At 50.4% G+C, this 20,403-nt stretch carries 15 protein-coding genes and 1 tRNA gene; 5 read left to right on the top strand and 11 right to left on the bottom strand.

Annotated features, from left to right (window positions below; translation table 11 throughout):
• Window positions 1-12: 12 nt before the first annotated feature.
• On the bottom strand, window positions 13-270 hold the full coding sequence (locus tag EYB30_RS14115; protein WP_166839546.1) for a hypothetical protein: 258 nt from the start codon (window positions 268-270) through the stop codon (window positions 13-15).
• A 143-nt stretch (window positions 271-413) separates the two neighbouring features.
• Here EYB30_RS14115 and fabA point away from each other — a divergent pair, with 143 nt between their 5' ends.
• On the top strand, window positions 414-926 hold the full coding sequence (gene fabA, locus EYB30_RS14120) for a bifunctional 3-hydroxydecanoyl-ACP dehydratase/trans-2-decenoyl-ACP isomerase (protein ID WP_166839547.1): 513 nt from the start codon (window positions 414-416) through the stop codon (window positions 924-926).
• 84 nt (window positions 927-1,010) lie between these two features.
• Here fabA and rmf read toward each other — a convergent pair whose 3' ends face one another.
• The 5 genes from rmf to rlmKL form a co-directional block, all read right to left on the bottom strand.
• On the bottom strand, window positions 1,011-1,193 hold the full coding sequence (gene rmf, locus EYB30_RS14125; RefSeq protein WP_166839548.1) for a ribosome modulation factor: 183 nt from the start codon (window positions 1,191-1,193) through the stop codon (window positions 1,011-1,013).
• 270 nt (window positions 1,194-1,463) lie between these two features.
• Window positions 1,464-3,248, bottom strand: a complete 1,785-nt coding sequence (locus tag EYB30_RS14130; RefSeq protein WP_166839549.1) for a DUF3466 family protein — start codon at window positions 3,246-3,248, stop codon at window positions 1,464-1,466.
• A gap of 25 nt (window positions 3,249-3,273) precedes the next feature.
• On the bottom strand, window positions 3,274-5,172 hold the full coding sequence (uup, locus tag EYB30_RS14135; protein ID WP_166839550.1) for an ATP-binding cassette ATPase Uup: 1,899 nt from the start codon (window positions 5,170-5,172) through the stop codon (window positions 3,274-3,276).
• Window positions 5,172-5,399, bottom strand: coding sequence for a glutaredoxin family protein (locus tag EYB30_RS14140; protein ID WP_166839551.1), 228 nt, complete (start codon window positions 5,397-5,399; stop codon window positions 5,172-5,174). The genes uup and EYB30_RS14140 overlap by 1 nt, the downstream gene beginning before the upstream one ends.
• A gap of 1 nt (window position 5,400) precedes the next feature.
• Window positions 5,401-7,515: a bifunctional 23S rRNA (guanine(2069)-N(7))-methyltransferase RlmK/23S rRNA (guanine(2445)-N(2))-methyltransferase RlmL gene (gene rlmKL / locus EYB30_RS14145; RefSeq protein ID WP_166839552.1), complete on the bottom strand. Its 2,115-nt coding sequence runs from the start codon at window positions 7,513-7,515 to the stop codon at window positions 5,401-5,403.
• 214 nt (window positions 7,516-7,729) lie between these two features.
• Between rlmKL and EYB30_RS14150 the strand changes: the two genes are divergently transcribed.
• Window positions 7,730-7,806 (top strand) — tRNA-Met (locus EYB30_RS14150).
• Window positions 7,807-8,115: 309 nt separating this feature from the next.
• Here EYB30_RS14150 and EYB30_RS14155 read toward each other — a convergent pair.
• The gene (locus EYB30_RS14155) at window positions 8,116-10,035 is read right to left on the bottom strand and encodes a sensor histidine kinase (protein ID WP_166839553.1); all 1,920 of its coding nucleotides are present in this window, start codon (window positions 10,033-10,035) and stop codon (window positions 8,116-8,118) included.
• Window positions 10,032-11,177, bottom strand: a complete 1,146-nt coding sequence (locus EYB30_RS14160; RefSeq protein ID WP_166839554.1) for a sugar ABC transporter substrate-binding protein — start codon at window positions 11,175-11,177, stop codon at window positions 10,032-10,034. Before EYB30_RS14160 ends, EYB30_RS14155 begins: the two co-directional genes overlap by 4 nt.
• A 188-nt stretch (window positions 11,178-11,365) precedes the next feature.
• On the opposite strand from EYB30_RS14160, the gene EYB30_RS14165 reads away from it, so the two are divergent.
• Window positions 11,366-12,835: a protein adenylyltransferase SelO gene (locus EYB30_RS14165; RefSeq protein ID WP_166839555.1), complete on the top strand. Its 1,470-nt coding sequence runs from the start codon at window positions 11,366-11,368 to the stop codon at window positions 12,833-12,835.
• Window positions 12,836-12,901: 66 nt separating this feature from the next.
• Here the strand turns inward: EYB30_RS14165 and EYB30_RS14170 are convergent, their stop codons facing one another.
• Window positions 12,902-15,322 carry a TonB-dependent receptor domain-containing protein gene (locus EYB30_RS14170; protein WP_166839556.1) on the bottom strand — a complete coding sequence of 807 codons (2,421 nt, stop codon included), beginning with the start codon at window positions 15,320-15,322 and terminating at the stop codon, window positions 12,902-12,904.
• Between the two features lie 96 nt (window positions 15,323-15,418).
• Window positions 15,419-16,669, bottom strand: a complete 1,251-nt coding sequence (locus EYB30_RS14175; RefSeq protein ID WP_174978752.1) for an MFS transporter — start codon at window positions 16,667-16,669, stop codon at window positions 15,419-15,421.
• Window positions 16,670-16,839: 170 nt separating this feature from the next.
• Here EYB30_RS14175 and gtfA point away from each other — a divergent pair, with 170 nt between their 5' ends.
• Entirely contained in the window at window positions 16,840-18,327 is a 1,488-nt protein-coding gene (gene gtfA / locus EYB30_RS14180; protein WP_166839557.1) for a sucrose phosphorylase, read from the top strand.
• Between the two features lie 15 nt (window positions 18,328-18,342).
• On the opposite strand, the gene EYB30_RS14185 is transcribed toward gtfA, so the two are convergent.
• Complete coding sequence (locus EYB30_RS14185) at window positions 18,343-19,362, bottom strand: LacI family DNA-binding transcriptional regulator (protein WP_166839558.1); 1,020 nt, start codon at window positions 19,360-19,362, stop codon at window positions 18,343-18,345.
• A gap of 104 nt (window positions 19,363-19,466) precedes the next feature.
• On the opposite strand from EYB30_RS14185, the gene EYB30_RS14190 reads away from it, so the two are divergent.
• Window positions 19,467-20,399, top strand: coding sequence for a PfkB family carbohydrate kinase (locus EYB30_RS14190; RefSeq protein WP_166839559.1), 933 nt, complete (start codon window positions 19,467-19,469; stop codon window positions 20,397-20,399).
• Window positions 20,400-20,403 lie beyond the last annotated feature (4 nt).

Consider the following 20,403-nt stretch of genomic DNA (forward strand, 5'->3'; position numbering starts at 1 on the left):
CAACAGCACTATTCAACGCTTATGCTCGGTCAGCCAGCTATTTAAAATACCCACCTGGCCACATTTATGCGCCGCATACATCAGCCGGATAGCATTACTTAACAAGGTACTGTCACTCCAATCCGTTTTTTGTTGTATTTCGGCATAGCAGCTTAACGCTTCCGGTGTCAGATAACCGCGCAGCTCTTTTTTACCAGACTGTTTCTGCCGCTGCCGGTATCGTTGCTGTTTTTCGGCATTAGTCAGCGCTTTTCCACTCGAATTGCTCATGTTGTCACTCTTAGGTCATAACACTGTCATACACTCAGCCAGAGGCTGGCGAATAGCTAAAATGATACTTCTTACAAATCGGACTTGTTTAGCGTACAAGTGTTCGCTAAAGTGGCCCGGCATTTTCACTGGATTAAACATACATGACTAAGAATAGCTTTACAAAAGAAGATTTAATTGCCTGTGGCAATGGTGAATTATTTGGCGAAGGCAACAGCCAGTTACCGTCAAATAACATGTTGATGATGGATCGCATAGTGCACATTTCCGAAGAAGGCGGCTTGTACGGCAAGGGCCAAATCATTGCTGAGCTGGATATCACACCAGACTTGTGGTTTTTTGCTTGCCACTTTAAAGGCGATCCGGTGATGCCTGGCTGTTTAGGTCTGGATGCGATGTGGCAGTTAGTCGGTTTCTTTTTGGGCTGGTCTGGCGGTCCGGGCAAAGGCCGGGCTCTGGGTGTTGGCGAAGTTAAATTTACCGGCCAGATTTTACCCACGGCAAAGAAAGTCACCTACACCATTAATATGAAGCGGGTCATTAAGCGCAAACTGTTTATGGGAATTGGCGATGGCGTAGTCAGTGTCGACGGCCGTGATATCTATGCTGCGACTGATCTTAAAGTAGGTTTATTCCAGGATACATCCAGCTTCTAAGCGTTTAGGCTGCGTCTTACAAGGTAAAAGCCCCGCCAGGTAATTTGAGCGGGGCTTTTTAAACTGTGGGCAATAACGAAAAAACTACTGGCCTTTATTAAATAATCCAATGTTGCGATCTTCGATGGCTTCGCGCCAGCCTCCTAACCATTGTGAGCGCGTATCTAAACCTTGATATGGGCATATTTCTTTAGACCGTCCGGTTACACCGGCACGATAACCTTGAGCATGAGCACGTTCCAGACGATCACGTTTTTGTCTTTTCATACGGCAGTCTTCCTCAACTTTGGATGATAAAAATAACTGTAACAGAGGTTACGGTTACCTTTAATTGATAGTCCAGTGCTGACAAAGGTTCAATCTGACAGTGACAGATTTACTACTTGACATCGGCTAACAAGCTGATGTTGTTTAGAATTTGATGACAAATTTATTTAGAACTAATCGTGCTAATTTGAATTTTTTTAATAGCGTTTAGCAGTAATAAATTGATACAGATAAAAAAAGCTGCCGCAGCAGCTTTGTTACTTTTTAGTATCAGGCTTTTCTGCGTCGCCACCACAACAGGCCTGCGCCTAGCAACAAAGTGACAAAACCGGCACTGCCGCCCTGCCGCTCATATTGCGTCTGATCGCTGCCACAGCTATCAGGCTCGCCATTAGCTACCGGCTGCAATTTTACGGTAATGGCCACCTCTTCCATTTCCGGATTGCCTTGTTCATCGACAATCACCTCGCCCAATAAATCTTTACGCTCTTTTTCCACAATAGCCGTTGCCAGGATTTCACCATTATTGTTGATGTCTTTTGCATCTACCAGCGTATAGGGCGCGTCACAGCTGATTAAGCTATTCAGATCGCGAAAGCTGTCTGTCGTAATATCATAAACAAAGCCATGCTGGCGCCGGCTCGTTGTTCCGGCCACAACAACCTCTGCGTTGCCAACTATCTGATTATTATCATTAATTGCGCTTGGCATGGTGTTTGAGCTGTTAAAGAAACCATCGACAAAGGTTGTTTCGCCCAAGCCATAGTCGTAGTAAAACATTTTCCGTTTTACGCTACCGCTTATCACCTTACTGGCGTAACCGACGGCAATATCATTTTCATTAATATCTACAGCGCTACTGCCCACCTGCAAAGCGGCATTAGTGCTAAAAACAAACCATTCGTTTGGATCAACCATAGGTAAGGCTTGTCCATCGACAAACAATGTCGCATGCGCCTGACGATATGCCGCCTGGTCAACATTCGACTGATAGCGCACCTTGCGCTCAGAGTCACTGTACATCGAATGGCCCACGGCAATACCTTTAGTATTTACTGCATTGGCCTGATTGTAGCTATCATAGTTCACGGCAATCGCTTCATCGGTGTAGGCTTCACCGCTATTCTTATCACCCAGATAGCCCAGCACCAGCGGATCTGTGACACTGCCATCCGCTTGTAATTGCCACAACATTGCACGTTGCTGATAACGGCTGGCATCGCTACTGCTCACCGTATTTTTGTATAAACACAGTGCCACAGGTTCCGCTTCACCATCACAAGCTGTCGTCAGTGTTTCCTGCAACGCTTCTGACATGCCTGTACTACCATAGCCGGCAATACGACCATCGTCACTGACGCCGTTGGCACCGGAAAAGCCACCACCGAATTCCTGATAAGGCGGCAGCAGCGCTGTCGTCACACCGTCCTGCACCACTACGCCAAGCCGGTAGCCCTGTTGCGGCAGCCAAACGTTTTTAGCCACAGGCTCGGGCACCGTTTCTGTTGGTGCAGGCGTAAAGCTTTGCAGCTCAAAAGTGGTAGTTGCTACGCCAACGGCTACCCCGCTATTGTTAATATCGTACAGATATTCGCTATTACCGCGTTCTGCTGCGGTGTCACGCAGCAAAATATTCTGCGCACCGCCGGTGCCATTTAACAGATAACTAATCGCATTACCTATAGGTTGGCCTGACGGGTTACGCTGCAACAAAATGGCTAAAATGTCATTGGTAATAATACCGTTGCTTACATCAGCCAGCTGCTCATCACTAAAAAAGCCTTGTACCGTTTCGTTCTCAAAATCAATAGCATCCAGCCGAATGGGGAAATTGTAATATTGAAATACGCCAGACTCATTTCCAGTGATTGCATCGCGCACGCTGCCGCGAATAGCGCCGTTAAACACTGCGGCGCCAGCGTCATTCAGTGCTGAGGCATAAGTGGCCTTCACTTGCGCTACTTCACCAATCTCTACGACGTTATAAACGGCCGCCTGTACCGAACACACACTTAACAGCGGCAGTATCGCCAGACTGATGCGAGATAACTTCATTCTAAGCCCCTAAATTTACTTCTTTTTATGCGTCTAGTTGTTCCCAGCGCGCGTACGCTTGCGCCAGCTTCGACTCGGTCTGTTGCAATAGGTTCAACGTGCTCTGAGTTTGTTCACTGCTTTGTTTAAAAAACTCGGCGTCATTTACCTTGGCTTGCAAGGTTTCCAGCTCAGCTTCTAACTGCTCTATTAACGCTGGCAGCTGTTCCAGTTCGCGTTTTTCTTTGTATGATAACTTCTTAGTGCTGTTAACAGAAGCCTGCAGCGGCGTTTGTTCTGCTACTTCAGCGGTGTTTTTTGTCACTTTTTGTACCGCCACCGCCGATTGCTGCCGTTGCTGGTAAGCAATAACATCATCATAACCACCGGCGATCTCGATAATACGGCCCTCGCCGGCAAATAGCAGTGAGCTGGTCACGGTGTTATTGACAAACTCCCGGTCGTGACTAACCAGTAATACCGTGCCCTGATATTGTTGTAATATATCTTCCAACAGCTCCAGGGTTTCAACGTCTAAATCGTTGGTTGGCTCATCGAGAATAAGCAGGTTGCTGGGCCTGGCGAATAATTTAGCCAGTAACAGCCGGTTTTTTTCACCACCCGACAAGGCTTTTACCGGTGTACGGGCCCGCGCCGGCGGGAACAAAAAGTCCTGCAGGTAGCTCAGCACATGGCGGGTTTTGCCATTTTGCGTAATCTCCTGTTTGCCTTCGGCCACGTTATCCTGCACCGTCGCTTCCAGATCCAGCGCCATGCGATGCTGATCAAAATAGGCCACCTCAATGTTGGTGCCGCGTTTAATCTCGCCACTATCTTGCTTGTAATCGCCCAGCAGTAACTTTATCAGCGTAGATTTACCAACACCATTTGGCCCCACCAGCGCAATACGGTCGCCACGCATCACCAGTAAATCCAGTTTGTCGATAATGGTGTTACCGTTAAAAGCGCAGCTGATGGCTTTGGTTTCAAACACCAGCTTGCCGGAGCGGTCGGCCTGCTCAATATTAAAATCAACCTTGCCTAAGGTTTCTACCCGTTCGGCGCGTTCACGGCGCAGTGCTTTAAGTGCCCTTACCCGGCCTTCATTGCGGGTGCGGCGGGCTTTAATGCCCTGGCGGATCCACACTTCTTCCTCGGCCAGTTTTTTATCAAACAACGCATTGTGCTGCTGCTCGTCTTCCAGCATCTTTTGTTTGCGATCGAGATATTCCTGATAATTACCCGGGTGCGACGTTAACTGGCCGCGGTCTAAATCGATAATGCGGCTGGCCAGCGCGCGGATAAAGGCGCGGTCGTGCGAGATAAAAATAATGGCGCCGGAGAAATTCAGTAAAAACTGCTCTAGCCACTGAATAGCCGCTACGTCTAAATGGTTCGTCGGCTCATCCAGCAGCAAAATATCCGGTTTGGCAATTAACGCCCGTGCCAATGCGGCTTTACGCAGCCAACCGCCTGATAAGGTGGCCAAACTGGCATCCGGGTTCATCTCAAATTGCTGGCATAAATCGGTAACGCGTGACTCTAAACCCCAACCATCACGGGTATCCATTTCAGCCTGCAGCTGTTCAAACAACCGGTAATCGGCGTCAGAGGCACCGTCTAAGTTTTCAGACAAGGTATAAAATTGCTGCAGCTTAGCCGCCAAATCACCGGCGCCTTCACGGATAAAATCGGCAATTTTCACATCCATTTTTGCTGGTGGGTCTTGCTCTAAGCGGCTGATTACGACCCCGGTATTGACAACAATCTGGCCGTCATCCAAATTTTGCTGACCGGTCAGCAGTTTTAAAAATGATGATTTGCCAGCGCCATTGCGGCCAACCAGACACACCCGCTCGCCGCTGAATAAGCTAAAATCGACGTGATCTAAAATCGGGTGGGTACCAAAGGCTAAACACGCCTGTTGAAAACGTAATAACTCCACTACTGTACATCCTTAAGCCATGTTACCAGCTGCGCCGCATCAAACGGCCAGTATAATTCGTTGTCGCCTCTTTTCAGCACCGGTATTGCGAACCGGTAGCGGGCAAAGGCTTGTTCATCATCCACTATATCCACCAGTTGAAACGGCTGGCTGGCATCGCGTAATAACTGCTCTGCCTGCTCACACAAATGGCAGCCCCAGGTGCTGTATAAAACCAGTGTTTGCATGTTAACGGGTTAACTCAAAACAGACGTGAATATGCACGTTACGCTTAAAATCTTCCGGCAAGGTGGCCGCCGAAATATCTTTTACCTGCCAGCCAGCATCGTTAAGTGCCTGGGTATCAATTTTAAAGCGGCGCTTGTTGTTTGAGAAAATCACCTTACCACCCGGTGCCAGGCGCGGCGTCAGCATATTGAGTAATTTCACATGATCGCGCTGTACATCCCAGCTATCCTGCATCCGCTTTGAGTTAGAAAAGGTTGGCGGGTCAACAAAGATTAAATCAAACTGGTTACGGCAGCGGCTCAACCACTGCAGGCAATCAGCCTGCTCAAACTGGTATTGCTTACCGGTTAAACCGTTTACGGCAAAGTTGCGTTTCGCCCAGTCCAGATAGGTATTGGACATATCTACCGTGGTAACACTACTGGCGCCGCCAATAGCGGCATGCACCGAGGCACTGCCGGTATAAGCAAACAGGTTTAGTACACTTTTGCCTTTTGCCTGCTGCTGGATCATGCGCCGGGTAAGGCGATGGTCTAAAAATAACCCGGTATCGAGATAATCGCGCAGGTTGACCAGAAACTTAGCACCGTATTCGCTCACTTCTTTATACTGACCGGCCTTATTCAGTGCCTGATATTGTGAGCTGCCCTTTTGTTTTTCCCGTACCTTTAAAATCATCTTATCTGAGCTGATGCCCAGCACCTGCGGCACCTGATTTACCACATCAAATAAGCGCTTCTGTGATACCTGCTCATCTACTGTACCCGGTGCGGCGTATTCGTGCACCACCACTTCGCCGTCGTACCAGTCTACCGCCACGTTATACTCTGGGATATCGGCATCATATAACCGGTAGCAGCTTAAGCCTTCTTTTTTCGCCCATTTTTGCAGTTGTTTCAGGTTTTTCGCCAAACGATTGCCAAAAGAGCTGCTCTCGCTAAAAAACAGCGCGGGCGCATCAGAGCTTACCGCGACCTGCTTTTCAGTTAAATCAAACAGCGTGAAATCGCAATCGAGCGGGCCATTGGTGAATTTATAGCTTTTGCTTTTTGATAACCTCAGCGCGCGCAGCAAATCAGTATTTGAGGTAATAATCGCCAAACGCCAGCCCTGATAATGCTGCTTTAAAGCCAGCGAAAACTTGCTATACAGCGGTATTAACGACGGTAAATCGCCTAAACGTTCACCATATGGCGGGTTGGTAACGATGACACCCGCCGTGGCCGCAACTGGTGCGTTTAACGTTGTCGCATCAGCCTGGCTAAACTGCACCATGGCGCTAATGCCAGCCTGCTGCGCATTATGCCGCGCCTTGGTTAAACTGCGCTCGTCAACATCAGAGCCCCAGAATTTAACCTCTTTGGCAACCGGCAATGCGGCGGCTTTAGCGTCGCTACGCAGTTGCTGCCACACCGCTTCGCGATGGCCGGGCCAGCTTTCAAAGGCAAACTTTTCCCGCGTTAAGCCAGGCGCTCTGTTAAGCGCAATTAATGCCGCTTCTATCACTAAGGTGCCGCTGCCACAAAACGGATCAAAAAATGGCTGCTGTGCTGTCCACCCCGAACGTTTTATTAGGGCTGCAGCTAAATGCTCTTTTAATGGTGCATCGCCCTGGCCGGCACGGTAACCGCGCTGATGCAGTGACGGACCGGAGAAGTCCTGTAAAAAGTGAAAATGGGCTTTCTCTAAGCGTACCTGAAAGCGCACATCCGGGGTCAGCCGATCCACATCTGGCCGGTTGCCGGTTTCTTCGCGAAACTGATCCACTATCGCGTCTTTTAAGCGGATGGCACCAAATTGGGTATTGTCTATCTTCGGGTGCTTGCCGACGCATTCCACCGCTAAGGTGTTTCTAAGCGCCATATGCTGCAGCCAGTCAATTTTACCGGCTACCTGATATAAATCGCTGTCGGCCGTTACCGGCTCAGACTGAATAAGGCGCAGAATACGCGTCGCCAGACGCGACCATAAACACAACTGATAGGCAGTGCGTAAATCCGCAGTAAACCGTACCACGCCCATGGTCACTTTTAATACGTCACCACCATGCTGACGAATCTCATCCGCCAGCAGTTCTTCTACCCCTTTAGACGTTAACGCCCAGAATTGCAGCATTGCTTTTCACCTGAAACAAAAATGGCGCACAGTATAGCAGAAACACCGCTTTAACCGGTTGGCTTTTTCGTTTGGTGATACGGTGGCGATATTTGCTGTATAAATCGGCGGCTTGTATAAGAAAGCGGCAGTTGAGCCGGTTATTAAAAATAAAAGCCGTTAAGCGCTTGCAAGCCACCGGCAAAAACACTAAGATGCGCCCCGCAATGACGGACGCGGGATGGAGCAGCCTGGTAGCTCGTCGGGCTCATAACCCGAAGGTCGTCGGTTCAAATCCGGCTCCCGCAACCAACATTTAAGCCAGCATTAAGCTGGTTTTTTTGTATCTGAATTTCGGGCAACCCGAAGGTCGTCGGTTCGCTCCTTACAAAGATCAGGGCTCCCGCAACCAACTTAAAAGCCGACGAATAAAGTCGGTTCTTTTGTGTCTGAAATTCAGCAACCCGAAGGTCGTCGGTTCGTTCCTTACAAAGATCAGGGCTCCTGCAACCAACTTAAAAGCCGACGAATAAAGTCGGTTTTTTTGTGCCTGAAATTCAGCAACCCGAAGGTCGTCGGTTCGCTTTTTACAAAGATCTGGGCTGCCGTAACCGGCACTGACTATCTGGGTTTTATGACAACTCTGACCGGCAGCGTTAACACAAAACTCGTGCCTTTGCCGGGCGCACTATGGCAGACAATACTGCCTTTTAACTGCTGGGTAACAAGGTTGTAGACAATACTTAAACCCAAACCGCTGGCACCGTCTTGCTGGGCGGTGGTGAAAAAGGGTTCAAATATACGTGCCTGCACTTGCTGCGCCATACCCGCGCCATCATCCTGGTAGGTTATTTCTAACCGGCCGTCGGCGAGCAATTTGTAACTGAGCCAAATGTTATGCATTTGCTGACGTTCAAAGCCATGTTGCAACGAGTTCAGCATTAAATTGGTCAGAATACGGCTGAAACTGCCGGGGAAGCTTTGAATAACCATGATTTTGTCGCCCTGAATATCGGTTTTCACCTGATATTGTCCCAGCTCATAGCGCAGGTTTAACACTACGCTTTGCAGGTAGTCGTACAAATTAAAATTGCGCCGTTGCTCAAAAGACTGATCCACTGCTATGGCTTTAAAGCTCTGGATCAGCTCCTCTGCCCGCTTTAGCTGATGACCAAGTTGCTCAATGGCGGCTTTTGAATCACGTAAGTAGTTATCAAACACCGAGCGTTTTAACGCATTTTGTTTTACGGCGCTGGCAATTTGCATATTGTGCAGTTCAAGAGCGTTAAGCGCCTGCACACTGCTAGACACCGGGGCGGTGATTTCACGGGCGACACCGGCGACCAGAATGCCAATCTGCGATGACTTTTCCGACTCGATTAATTGTTGCTGGGTTTTAACCAGCTCGGTATTCATCTGATTAAGATCTTCTACCGCGCGCTGCAACTCGGCCGTGCGCTGCTGCACCCTGCCCTCTAATAACTGTTGATGTTCGTTCAGCTTCAGTGCCATGGTATGTAGCACCTTTGCGATATTTTCAAACTCGGTAAACGGGAAGTGTTGTTGTGGTTGGCTAAAATCGCCCTCGGCATAGCGTTCAACCACGTGGCTTAAGGCCGCTATGGGTTTAATTTCCAGTCGCACAAACAGCCAGCCTGCGACTAACAACAGCAGTAAAAATAATGCGGTGAGCAGTGCAAAGCGATACGTCAGATCCGTTATCGGCTGCAGCGCCACGGCGCGGCTGGTTGCGAATGTCACCGTAAAAGCGCTGTCCAGCCCGGGCACCTGCAGTTGTGCCTGAGTGATGACACTGTCGGCCTGAGCCTCTGACGTCGCCGGCAGCAGGGGTTTATCCTGCCAGTAGATATTCAGCAGGTGTGCATCGGGGGTGTAATGCTCTAACTGCAGGCGAATTTGCTGTACAGACAGCAGCGCGACCAGCGCGCCGGTCAATTTGCTGCGCGGATCTATAACAGCCGTATCGGCCAGCTTTAGTGGCATTAGCATTACCAGCCATTGTGATGATAACGGCGCGGTAGCTTCTGCTAAAAGTAGTTGGTTAAAATCAGCGGCATCCAGCAGCAGCGTCTGCTTTGTTGCCGTGTAATCTGCCGCATATAGCGTTGCCAGGGCGGGCTCTAATGCTGTCAAAGGTAACACCATGGCATTTACCGGAACGGCTTCGGCCAACCAGTACTTATTGTCCAATAGCAGCAAAGCGCTGGCCAAAGGTTGTTGCTCAGCAATGTTTAACAGATTATTGCGGGCGCTGGGGGCGAACACGCCGGAACTGGCAGCCAGTGCCGCATTGGAATCAAGTGACAATTGTTCCAGCTGCAGTGATAGCTTTTCCAGCTCAAATGCCAACTGAAACACTGCCTTTTCAGTTTGTGCGCTTTGCTTTTTGATTTGCTCATCAGTTTGAATATCGCGAAACTCTGCAATGAGTAAACCGCTGAGCAGTAAGGTTGGGATCATCGCCCCCAGTACAAACTGCACCACTAACAGATGTTTAAACGATACACTACCGATTTTCATAAGCCCGCCGCCAATAACTGCTGATCCCGTTGCGCCGTTTTCTGCATAAAAGCTGCGGCATCAGCTGCATTTAAGGCGCGTGCCTGATGCAACAACATGCCTTTTTGCATACCATTCCAAACCGATACCATGGCCTCAGTCGCCGGCATTAGCTGGCTTAAGCGCTGTTGTGCCTGTACCTGTAAATACAGCGGATCTGTGGATGCTTCTGCAGAAACAGGCGACTGAATAGTAGGCGTCAGGTAATGTTTGGCGGCCAGCGCCTGCAGGTGTGCTGGCTGGCGAAAATACTGTACCAGTTTTTTAATTTGCGCGGCTTTACTGCCACCCAAGGCGTAATGCGGAAAAATCATCACTATATAAGAGGCATGTGGCTTTATGGTTCTGCCCTGCCAGCTTGGAAACAGTGTTATGCCCAGATCCTCTCCCAGCCGCCGTCTGGCATCCGCCAGCGCCCAGCTACCATTTATCGCATAAGCATATTGTCCCTGGTAAAACGCTTCTGACACACAGTGATAACCGCATTCGCTTTGTGCCACACCGGTATCGGCTAACCGTTGGTAAAACGCTAACGCCTGTTGCATCGCTGCAGTGTCCAATGTTGCACTGTCATGGTTTGCCAGTTGAGCACCGAACAGATCAGCGAATAAGGCAAACCAATAGGGTTCCTGATAATTTAGCGCCAGTGTATTAACACCTTGGCGGGCAAAGAGGCTTTGCTGATCAAATAACTGTTGCCAGTCTGTTACCGGCTGCTTTACCCAGCGTTTGTTATACATCAGTAATAAATGATTACCGGAAAACAGCGGCACGCCGTAATTTTTTTGTCTGAACTGCAATGCCTGCATCACATCGGCCGGTAACTTATGGTCGACAAGTTCCGTTGGTAATTCAGATAGCTGCATCAGCGGTGCATAGCCGAGGTTATCCGATGAAATGATAATAATATCAGGTGCTGTTGGCTGATCCGCTGCGCGGATCACCGCGGCTTTTAGCTCTTCATTGGGTAGCAACTGCACTGAGACACTGATATCGGGATGAACGCTGGAAAAACGCTGCGCCAGCGCTGAAAAGTCGCTATCGAGCTCCTTTAACATATGCCAGACATTAAGCTGGGTGGCGCCCTGTACCCACAACGACATAAAGAGTGCACAACTTAGCAGAACACTGCGCAAAGCGACCTCCGCCTGACCATTTTTTGAGAGTGTTTTGGCTACACTATAGTGCAATCAACAAATTACGTCATCAAACGATGAAAGCTGATAAGGTCGCGCTGGTTGTTGTTACACAACACCGTTACACTAAGCAGCCAGTTCTGCCGGAGTACATTATGACGAAATTTAAGGTGAAACACAGCCTGGCTGCTTTAGCCGCACCTTTTTCCCAGCCTTGTCAGCCAACGCCGGTATCGGCGCCGCAGTGGCTGGCGTTTAACTCAGCGCTCGCCACGCAATTGCGCTTGCCAGAGCAATACTGGCTAACAGATGCCGGTTTAGCGCTGTTTAGTGGTAATGCGCTGCCGGATTGGACCAAGCCGCTGGCTCATGCTTATGCCGGCCATCAGTTTGGCCATTTTGTACCGCAATTAGGTGATGGCCGCGCGCTGTTACTGGCAGAGCTGGAAGATGCTCATGGCCAACTATTCGATATTCAGCTTAAAGGTGCCGGCCGCACGCCATTTTCACGTGGTGGTGACGGTCGTGCGCCACTGGGCCCGGTGCTGCGCGAGTATTTAGTCAGCGAAGCTATGCAGGCGCTTGGCGTGCCGACAACCCGGGCGTTAGCTGCGGTGCTAAGCGGTGACTGGCTACAACGCGACACGGCCGAACCCGGCGCCATTATTTGCCGGGTAGCCAAAAGCCATATTCGCATTGGCAGTTTTCAGTATCTGGCGGCACATAGCGACAGCAGCCAGCTTAAAACCTTTGCCGATTATGTAATACAGCGCCACTATCCGGCATGCCTGCACGCTGATAACCCCTACCTGGCGTTACTTGAAGCGGTAATAAGCGCGCAGGCACAGCTGATTGCCAAATGGATGAGCCTGGGCTTTATTCATGGCGTAATGAATACCGACAATATGAGCATTAGCGGCGAAACCATCGATTATGGCCCCTGCGCCTTTATGGATGCGTTTAACCCGGCACAGGTATACAGCTTTATTGATAAACAAGGCCGCTATGCCTGGGGGAATCAGCCGCGTATCGCCAGCTGGAACCTGGCACGTTTTGCCGAAACTCTGCTACCGTTAATCGCCGAACACGCGGCGCAGGCAGTTGAACTGGCAACGGGCGCACTGCAAGGCTTTAACAGCGAAAATGAAGCGGCGTTTTTACAGCTAATGGGCGAAAAAATTGGCCTTAAGGCGGCAACGAAACACGATGAGTCATTAATTCGTGATTTACTTAATCTGATGAGCGCCAATAACGCCGATTTTAGCCAGACATTTCGCCTGCTTAGTCAATCGGTTAGCGATGCCAGCACCGGCGCAGCTATGCTGTTTGCTGATAACAACAGTTGGCAGGCCTGGTGCAGCCGCTGGCAGGCCCGGCTGGCTGAGCAAGGTATTGCCACGAAAGACGTGAAACAACAGATGGACGCCTGTAACCCGGCGTTAATCCCCCGTAATCACCAGATCGCCAAAGCGATTGAACTGGCCAGCACTGAAGCTGATTTGTCGCTGTTTAACCGTTTGCATAACGCACTGCAAACGCCCTTTGAACTCGATGACGCCAACGCAGATTTAGCCCTGCCGCCAACCGCAGAGCAGTGTATTGAAAACACCTTTTGCGGCACCTGAGCTTTTTGGCTCAGCAAAAAACACACCCCGCTTATGCGGGGTGCTCTGCAAGACTTAGGTTAAGTGTTAAAACTGATAGCGTAAGCCCAAAGACGCGGTACGGCCATTGATGGCGCGGGCGCGGATAATGCCATTGGCAGGTATCGAGCCTTCTTCAGCTTCGGTTAGCCCTACTTCGTCAAACAGGTTGTTAATATTCAACGACAGCTGCAGGTTTTCGGCTAAGTCATAGCTGACAAACGCATTAAGCTGGGCATAGCCGCTAAACTTCAGATCGTTATTGTCCTGGGCATAGGCGTCGCTGGAACCTATAACAGTAACCCCCAGCTGCGCTTGGTCCAGATAATAACGTACTAACAGGCTGTACAGCATATCGGCCTGGCGCCGTGGCGTATTGCCTTCCAGCGCTGGGCTTAGCGCATCTTTACTGATTTCGGCATCAGTTAAGGTTACCGAGCCACGCAGTTCCAGATCGCCCATTCTGTAACTGCTTTCCAGCTCTATACCTTGCGCTTTGTATACCCGGTCAAAAAAGCGCTGGCTGGTGGCTTCAAAGTTTTGCTCTTCCGTTTCGGCATAAAAGGCGGTGGCAAACAAATTCAGCTTGCCATGGCGGCTTTTGCTACCGAACTCGTACTGAGTCACTTCATCCACTGCATCTTGTTTGGCGACACTGCCATCTGCATTCACTTTACCGAATAATAAGCGGTCGGCATTAGCCCGGCCGCCTTTACTGATGCGGGCAAATACTGCCCAATCACTATCAAGTTGATAGTTTGCGCCAACAGAATAAGAGTTATAACCCCAGCTGTAATTCACCAGGTTCGGGTTTGCTAAGTCTATCGCTGACACGCTCTGCTCTACCTGGCTTAACACTCCATCGCCATTCATATCACGGGCACTTTGCACCGGCCCGGCATAATTGCCATTTGCTTTACCGATATCGCGCCGCACGCTGGCATCCAGCGACAATTTATCCAAGGCCCAACTTAGCCCGGCGTAAGGGGCTTTAATACTGTAGCGGGTGTCATAGTTACGCTGTAATCCACCCCAGAATGGCACGCCATAGGCAATCAGGCCTTGTTCTGAGTAGGCAGTACCGTCAGCGGCATTGACGTTTAGCAGCTCGGCGTTATCGCCTTTTAATGCCATAAAGTAGCTGTTCCACAACCAGGACATACTGATGTCTTGATCCGCCACGTAATAACCCAGGTTGACATCAACATCACCAAAACGTCGCGACAACTTAAGATCATTAACGATGGAGCCAAAGTCTGCAATTTCGACGTCAAAGGTGTGAATACGCATGGCATTTTCACCGTTATATGCACTACCTGCTTCAGCGCCAACAGCATAGCTTACAGACGCGCCGCTACCGGCAATGCTATCAGCGATTTGCTGCGCGTTGCCCACTTCGGCGGGAAACAGGGTAATAAAGTTGCCGCTGACATCGCTTAGCCGAAAGCGGTTTTCCAGCGTCCAGCCTTCAGGTAAGTCGAATACTGCTTCAGCGCCAATGCTATTTACCTGTGGGTTCATGCCGTCGCGCACATCGCCGCGTGAGATCTGATTATCGCCGTTTAAGCGCACCGTCTGGGTTAAATACACCGACTGCAGCGTATCGCGCTGCGCATCAAAACCGGCAACAGAACGGCCATCTGAGAGCATTGGCATCGGCATATAACTGGCCGCCTTGTCGTTTAGGTGTTTTACATATAAACGCACATAGCCACTATTAAATTCACGGGTCAGGTTGGCCTTTAACTGATAGCCAGTTTCGCCCTGATAGCCCGGGTCGCGCACACCCTCGCCCTGGCGGACAAAACCGCCAATATGAAAACGGGTATCGCTGTTTATATCGCCGCCGTAGTCAAAATCGGTGCGAAAGCTGTCATAGTTAAGGCCGGTGCTAAAGGCAATGCTGCCGCCCTCAGTGTCACCGGTTTTACTGACAAAATTAATAATACCGCCTGGCGAGTTACTGGCAGCTGTGCTGGCTGAACCACCACGGATCACATCTAACCGCGCTAAAGTGGCGTCAGCGCGCAGAAAAATATCGGCGTTACCAAAGGCGATATCGCCAAACTGCAAAACCGGCAAGCCATCTTCCTGCAAGGCTAAAAACTTAGCGCCGCCGGAGGCAACCGGCAAGCCGCGGACGGCGATATTGGCATTGCCCTCACCGCCAGTCGATTCACTGCGCACACCCGGTAACATGCGGAAGATCTCAGCTGTGCTGCGCGGCGTACTCACTTCAATATCCGCAGGTGTCAGGCTGCTTACCGAGACACTGGACTGCATCACCGTTTGATTGCGCGATACGGCACCGGTAACCACTATGCGCTCAAACCCCAGACCAGTGTCAGTGCTGTTTTCAGTTGCTGTTGTATTGTCTTGCTCAGCTTGCTGCGCCTGCGCCGCAAGGCTGCCAAGTGCCAGGCTCACTGCCAGTGCCAGATAAGCTGGTTTGATATGCTGTTGTTTCATCGTCTAGCTCCCGTGTTGATAGTGCTATCTCTTTAGTTGGATAGCTAATTAAATTGCCAACTTAAACGTTTAAGTTTGTTAAGCAAAAAATACCCGCTACTGCTGATTGCGGGCTAAGCGCTGTTTGGCCGGTTGCGCCAGCCAGTTATAGAGCATTGCGCCGGCTAATAAGGCAGCAAAGGCTGTCGCCAGATAAAAACCGGCACTTACATCACCTGCTATATCACCAATAATCGCCATTAATGCCGGTGCCAGGGCTGCTGACAGTGCTGTAAAAGCCAGAATAAGCCCGGCGACGGCGCCATGCTGCTGGCGGGCAAAGCAGCTGATGCCTTTGGAGTTAAGCGTGGGGTAAATCATCGACATAAACAGGCCTGATAGCGGCATTAACCATAATGCCACGGCTTTGCCACCCAACATACTCAGGGCAAAACAGGCAAAAATAGCTAACGTAAATAACGCCATCACACTACTCCAGCAAAAACGCTGTAAAATAATACCGGCCAAAAAGCGCCCGGCTGCACGCAGTATAAAAAATACCGTAATAGCATGCAGTGCCAGATAACCAAAGCGGCCGTCATAACCGGCCAGCAGTGTCGGTAACCAGACAAAAATGGCCACTTCGCAGCCAACATAAAGTGCTATCGACAGCGAAAAACCCAGTGCGTAACGATCTTTTAGTAGCGCCAGTGACTGGCAAAACGACACCTGAGTACTGGATGCCTGATACGGTGGGTACGGCAACCTGGCCGCCATGATGACCAGCACGGTACACAGCAGCCCGGCCACCAAATACAGCTGCTTCCAGTGTATCGAAGCGGCAATCATCAGCGTGACCAAAGCTGGTCCGGCAATAGCGCCGAGGGCAAAAAAGCCTTCAACTTTGTTCATGGTGCGGGTGTGGCTTAAGCTGTCGGCGCTGATATCACCAATCAGCGCCAGCGCAGCGGTTTTAAACATACCAATCGCCAGGCCACACAGGCCCATTAGCAGAATAAAAAATAGCGCGCTGTCACCGACTATAAAGGCATAACACGCCGCTGCATACAGCGCCAGACCGGCAATGATCAGCGTTTTGCGGCCTAATTTATCGGCCAGACGGCCCAGCAGTAAACCGGCAACGCCAATGGCGACCATAGGCACATAGTGAAAGGCACTGGCCTGAAACATTGTTAGCTGATATTGCGCCATTGCTTCCGGGATGATGACACCAACGGCATCCGTGGTCATGGCAAAAACAAAAAACATCAGGTAGGTCATCCAGCGCACCTGACGCTGCAGACGCACAGCAGGATCGGCTGTCATAGCTGCCCCGACAGCCTGACCGGTATTTTTGGTAGTAAGCATCTTGTTCCCCGTTGTTACTGCTGCCTGGCCGGTGTAAGCGCACCGGCCTGTTCGCACGGCTTTGTAAATAAGCCCTGTTATTCTTACGCGGGGGCTTGACAAAGTTGTGCATTGGCTTAAAGCTATATCTTAATCGTTTAAGATGCAAATTTTTTTTCAGGAAACCGGCAATGAAAACAGCAGTACAGCACAATCAAATCCAGTTAATCACTTACATAGACAGGTTAAGCGGCGGAAAAATAACAGATTTACAGGCTTTACTTGATGGGCCTCTGGCAGGGTTGTTTGATGGCGTGCATTTGCTGCCATTTTATCCGCCGATAGATGGCGAAGATGCCGGCTTTGACCCAACCGACCATACAGCGGTAGACAGCCGCTTGGGTAACTGGACTGATATAGAGCGTCTGGCAGCGGATTATCCGCTGATGGCGGATATGATCGTTAATCATATGTCAGCACAGTCGCCGCAGTTTCTTGATGTGCTGGACAAAGGCGATGCTTCGCCATTTTGGCCACTGTTTTTAACCCGGGATAAGGTGTTTGGTGACACACCGGCAGCAGCAGAGCTGGCCGCTATTTACCGGCCCCGCCCGACGCCCTGCTTTAGCGATATTACCCTGCGTAATGGTCAGACAGTGCCATTTTGGACCACCTTTACCGCCAATCAGATTGATATTGATGTGACATCCGCCCCCGGTGCAGCCTATTTACAGGCCATTTTGCAGCGTTTTACTGATCATGGTGTTAAATATATCCGCCTGGATGCGGCAGGTTATGCGATAAAAAAAGCCGGTAGCAGCTGCTTTATGCTGCCAGAAACCTTTGATTTTATTGCTCAGCTGTCTGAGCAGGCTAAAGCGCGCGGCATGACCTGTCTGGTAGAAATTCACGGTTATCATAAAACCCAGATTGACATCGCCAAACGCTGCGATCTGGTGTACGACTTTGCCTTGCCGCCATTGGTGCTGCATACCCTGTTTAGCAAAGATGCCACTGCGCTGAAAAACTGGCTGCAGATGGCGCCACGCAATTGCATTACGGTGCTGGATACGCACGATGGTATCGGCATCGTCGATGCGGCCGACTATCAGGGCCAGCCCGGATTATTAACCGATCCACAATTAGATGCCTTAGTTGAACAAATTCACCAAAATAGCGGCGGCAGTTCAAAACTCGCTACCGGTAATGCTGCCAACAATGTCGATTTATATCAGGTAAACTGCAGTTTTTACGATGCCTTAGGCCGTAACGACAACCATTATTTGTTAGCCAGAGCGATACAGCTGTTTTGCCCCGGCATCAGCCAGATTTACTACGGTGGCCTTTTGGCCGCAGAAAACGATGTGGCATTGCTGCAACGTACTGGTGTAGGGCGCGATATTAACCGGCCCTATTTTAACACCTGCACAGTGCAGCAAGCAGTGCAGAAACCTGTGGTGCAGGCCCTGTTTAAGCTTATTAAGCTGCGCCGCACTATGCAGGCCTTTAACGGCAGCTTTAACCAGCAACTCAACGCTGACAGCTATCAACTGCATTGGCAGCATGAGGGACATCAGGCCAGCTTAACCATAACACTTAGTAACTTGAGTGCGATGTTAAGCTGGCAACATCAGGGCGAGACTCTTCAGCAGCTGGCGCTGGCTAGCTTATTATCTTAAGGACAAGCAAAAAGGTTAACTGCTCTCCCCCAGCCTGATTTCGTAAGGCAGAAGCTGGGGGGTATCATCTAATGATAAAAATGCCCGCACTGCAGCCTCACCTTTGGCATCACTAAACTGCCAGACGCTGCTGAGGGTCGGATGATAACGCAGGGTTTCTTCAATACCATCAAAACCGACTACCTTAAGCTGCTGTGGAATGGCAATACCTAACTGCAGCGCTTCGCGCATCGCACTTAGCGCAATTAAATCGCTCATACACAGCAAAACGGTTGGCCTTGGCGTCAGTGACAACACCGCCTGCGCCGCTTGTTGCGCATAGAGCTGGTTACTCTCAGGCAGATGCCACAAATAGTCTGGCTGCAGGCTCAGCTTGCATTCTTGCATCGCACGCAGATAACCATCCAGCCGGCGGTGAGCAATAGAGCTTTGGTTATCCCACAGTGGCGCGTCCAGCACTGGCCGGCTGTCGGGCGCATCAATCAGCCTTAAGCCAAGAATAGCCACGGTATCGGTGCGGCTAAGTACCGCTTTGGCGCTTTGATAAGCCGCCTGTTCGTTGTCGATATTGACAGAAGGCCGGCCGGGTAAATCAAAATCGACCGTGAGTACCCGTTTGGGGCAGCGCTGTAACTGCGCAATCAGGCCCAGATTACGCGGCGCGCCATAACAGATAAAACCATCGACAAAATCGCTGATCGCATCTAAATTGGCGCTGCTACCGGAAAACAGTAATAAATGCAGCTTATGCAACTCCAGCTCACGCGCCACACCTTGTAAAAACTGACTGGCGACCGGATCGCTGACCATATACTCCAGCGAGTCGGATAAGATCACGGCGACAATACCCGAGCTGCCAGTTCGCAGCGACTGCGCGGCTTTATTCGGGCCAAAATAGCCCAGTTCAGCACAGGCGCTGAGTATTTTTTGCCGTAGCGCCACCGACAATTGATCCGGCCGGTTAAAGGCGTTAGAGATGGTGGCCGTAGACACGCCTAAGGTTTTCGCGACACTTTTCAGCGTTAATTTACTCATCGTTCCAGTCACTTCGGGCTATCTTCTTAATTGATTAAGTTATATGATTTTTACTTGATTGCCAAACGCTATATTTACACAGCTTATTGCCACAGGATACTACTATGCTTGCCGTTATTGGAGAAAACGTTGTTGATATGCTGCCGGACGAAAACGGCTTATACCGGCCTTGTTTAGGTGGCTCGCCGTTTAACCTTGCCATCGGTGCGGCGCGCCAGCAAATACAGGTAAGCTATATCTCACCCTTGTCAGCCGATGCCTTTGGCCAACAGTTTGCTGCTTATTTGCAGCAAAATGGCGCCGGTTATGGCCTGGATTACTTCAGCCGCTGCCCAAGCGCTATGGCTGTGGTATCAATGGATCAGCAGCAACAACCGCAGTACAGCCTGTACCGCAGTGCTATTGCCGATCGCGATATCAGCGCCGAAGCCCAAATTGCCGCCCTGCCGCCAACTTGTCAGTTGCTGCATTTGGGCTCGCTGGCACTGGAAAGCGAAGATGCCCCCAGGATCCGTCAGGTGGTTACTGCAGCAAAAGCACGTGGTATCCAGATAGCGCTGGATATCAATGTGCGCCTGAATGCCGTGACCAACGCTGCAGCTTACCGCGCTTTTGTGCTGGAAATGGTTAAGCAAAGTGACTTTATTAAAGCCAGCGATGAAGATTTAACCCTGTTGTTTGCTGACCACGCTTTAACAGACGCGCTGGCGTTTATCAGGCAAAGCGCGCCATTGGCACTGCTGGCCCTGACCGAAGGTAATAAAGGTGCCACTCTGTATTGGCAGCAACATCAGCTTAGCTTGCCGGTAATAACGCCGACACCTTTTGTGGATACCGTCGGCGCCGGTGATACTTTCTGGGCCAATTTACTGGCTGCGCTGCTAAAACTCGGTTTACCTGAGGCAGCGAAGATCTCATCACAGACACTGCAGTATTGCCTGCAACGCGCCATGCTGGCTGCCAGTTTAAATATTTCGACTAAAGGCTGTAATCCACCAACGCGTGAAGCTTTAGACCGGGCACTGACACAGCGGTAATTTA

This window comes from Rheinheimera pleomorphica, from assembly GCF_011634895.1.
GTDB classification, from domain to species: Bacteria; Pseudomonadota; Gammaproteobacteria; order Enterobacterales; family Alteromonadaceae; genus Alishewanella; species Alishewanella pleomorphica.